This is a genomic window from Clostridium sp. ATCC 25772 (assembly GCF_001573875.1).
Lineage (GTDB): Bacteria > Bacillota > Clostridia > Clostridiales > Clostridiaceae > Clostridium_J > Clostridium_J senegalense.
In genome coordinates, this window is record NZ_LFRG01000097.1 from 1 (window position 1) to 2,622 (window position 2,622).

Annotated in this window: 4 protein-coding genes; 2 read left to right on the plus strand and 2 right to left on the minus strand. The window is 25.2% G+C overall.

Annotated features, from left to right (window positions below; genetic code table 11):
• Positions 1 to 306 precede the first annotated feature (306 nt).
• Both AZI32_RS16865 and AZI32_RS16870 read left to right on the plus strand, forming a co-directional pair.
• Positions 307 to 795 (plus strand): hypothetical protein, encoded by a 489-nt coding sequence (locus AZI32_RS16865; RefSeq protein WP_061997108.1) that lies wholly within the window; start codon positions 307 to 309, stop codon positions 793 to 795.
• Positions 796 to 827: 32 nt separating this feature from the next.
• Positions 828 to 1,658: a hypothetical protein gene (locus AZI32_RS16870; protein WP_061997110.1), complete on the plus strand. Its 831-nt coding sequence runs from the start codon at positions 828 to 830 to the stop codon at positions 1,656 to 1,658.
• Positions 1,659 to 1,810: 152 nt separating this feature from the next.
• Here AZI32_RS16870 and AZI32_RS16875 read toward each other — a convergent pair whose 3' ends face one another.
• Complete coding sequence (locus AZI32_RS16875) at positions 1,811 to 1,990, minus strand: hypothetical protein (RefSeq protein WP_061997112.1); 180 nt, start codon at positions 1,988 to 1,990, stop codon at positions 1,811 to 1,813.
• A 279-nt stretch (positions 1,991 to 2,269) separates the two neighbouring features.
• Positions 2,270 to 2,581, minus strand: coding sequence for a transposase (locus AZI32_RS16880; RefSeq protein WP_242865317.1), 312 nt, complete (start codon positions 2,579 to 2,581; stop codon positions 2,270 to 2,272).
• Positions 2,582 to 2,622 lie beyond the last annotated feature (41 nt).

Below are 2,622 nucleotides of genomic sequence, written 5' to 3' on the forward strand. Positions count from 1 at the left end.
TATAGGGTTCCAAGTTGACTCTTAAAATTATCCATTCCAAAACTTGGATACCCCAAACAGTGAGACATGCTCCGAATTACTTAGAATTCAACAATATATCTTATATAAAAATATTTTAAGATTATTGGATAAATCTAAATTGGAGCTTGTTTCCCTATAATTAAGCTTCTATTCTTTCATTTTTTTTATTTTTAAAAATCTTTAAACTTAATGTAAACATTTTTAATTTAACTTGGATTGAAAAGTTTATCATGTTAAAATACAAACAAATTACAAATTACAAATTATATAACATGAGGTACTTATATGAAAATAAGGAAAAAAAGTAAGAATGTATTAGTTTTAATAATTAGTTTAATGATATTGTTTTTTTGCATTGATTTAATAAATGATATAGTAAGGTATCCAGTAAAAATTGCAAACGATTTTATGAGTAAGAAAATTGAAACTCCAAAAAAATACAAGAATTTAATTAATTACAGAACTGGTTTTGGAGGAGAAGGACTAGAGATTATTGAGCTTTTATATAGTAAAAATAAAATTACAAAAATGAATCAAAGTATTGATTGGAATAATTATGATAATGTAACTTATGAGTATCTTATATCAGTTATTCAAGAAAATTCAAAAAAATATAATGAAGAAGATTATAAAATATGTAATCAATATAGAGATTATTTAGAAGCCAATAAATATAATCTCAAGTATTATTATAAACAAGATGTTTATTTTGATTCAATTATGGTATTAGACTTACAACATAGTAAATTGTATGTAATTATAAATACAAAATAACAAATAATATCGACAATATAGGGGGGACAATAATGAATAAGAAAAAAATTTTATTAAGTTTAATGTTAAGTTCAATGCTTACGATTGTAAACATTATGCCTGCAATTGCAGCAGAAAATAATGTTACTACCATTGATAATGAGATGTCTTTAACTACAGTGGAACATAATGCTAATTTTAACAATGAAGAATTTCAACAGTCTAATAATCAAGATGAAGTCAAATATGAATTTGAAGAGTTAGATGAGCAAACCATCACAAAAATGAAAGAAGATTTGAAAGCAGAAAATGGTAGAAGAGCTATTGAAGAATATTCTGAAAGACTCTCTTTTTCTAGCACTATGGCTACACTTTTAAACGCTGCTGGATTTCCTCATTCAGCAGAAGCTTTAGATTATTCAATGCTATCAATAAGAGAAGAGCCTAAAATATATGGCTCTGGATCATCATTAAGTTCTGATATATGGTCATATTCAATAGATTTTGAAAGTGCTGTAAGAGCTTTTTTATATCAAGCTAGATCTTCAGGTAGTTATGAATACTTTGCAAAAACAAGTTTGTCTTTTTCTCAACCAAGTGTAGACTTTTCAACACCAACAATGAAGAGAATGGATTTATTTGGAACACTTCATTCAGTTGATGCATATTTGGGTGTAGTTAAAGAAGGTGGACTTTGGTATTTAGTTATTCAATTAGAAGATGTATATGATTTTAAACATGAACAGGCTTATTCATTTGTAAATTATGTAAATAACATAGTAAATTATGAACAAGAGCTAGGATTAGTAAAGCCATATAAAATAATAGTATATGCTAACAAGTCAGGCTTATTTACATTACCTTTTGGAGTTCCAAATTGGTAAAATTATAATAAATAAGCAAATAAAAATATTTATTCAATAATGAAAGTGTAAAATAATCTATGAAAAACCTATTTGTAAGAACTATTATGTCTTTACAAATGGGTTTTTCATATGTTTAAATATTTCAATTGGATTTCTCTTTTAAAATTTATCTAATTAATTATCAAATATATAACTATCTTAGTTTTCAAAAGTCGATATATATATAATTTCCTACTGTTTTGTTCCTTTATCTTTTCAAATTGCGTTAATTCTTTTATTGCTAAATAGATAGATTCATTTGTGACTTGGCTTAAAATAGCCTCCTTTCTATTTAGTTTACTTTTAATCATAATAGCTAATCCTCCGATACCATAAGATTTTAGTTTATTACTACTATACATTGAAATCCATTGTTGTAGTTTTGATTTTGAACGTATTTTATATTTTATACAAATATCATCTTGATAACCCAATCCAGATAAATAATCTTTTACAGTTGTAGTTTCAATTCTTTAGGATATTTTTTATTCCTCTTCACAATAAAATCTCCTGCCGAAGTTCCAATGATAGAAGTAAAGTGTCTTATACTATTTTTCTCCTCAAGATAATCTTGAAGATATTTAATTTTATTATCTAATTTTGGTTGTTTTTTTTAGAAGATCCTCAAGGATTGTTATTTTTAATTTAAGATCCTCATTTTCATCCTTAAATTTATGATATTCTTTTTTATAATTAGGTATAATCTCACCTTCCTTTGGACTTTTCGGTTTTATAGTTTGAGAATACCTACGGTAATTGTTAACCCATGTGCTTAATTGAACTGGATTAATATCATATTTTTTAGCTATTAAAGAATTACTACCAGATTCAAGAACTTCTTTAACATAAGCAACTCTTTGTTCTTCTATTAATGTCAATATTTTTTTGTATGATTGTGCCAATATTCTTATGTACAGTTTTGCTAATTAGTTTTATTAGATAT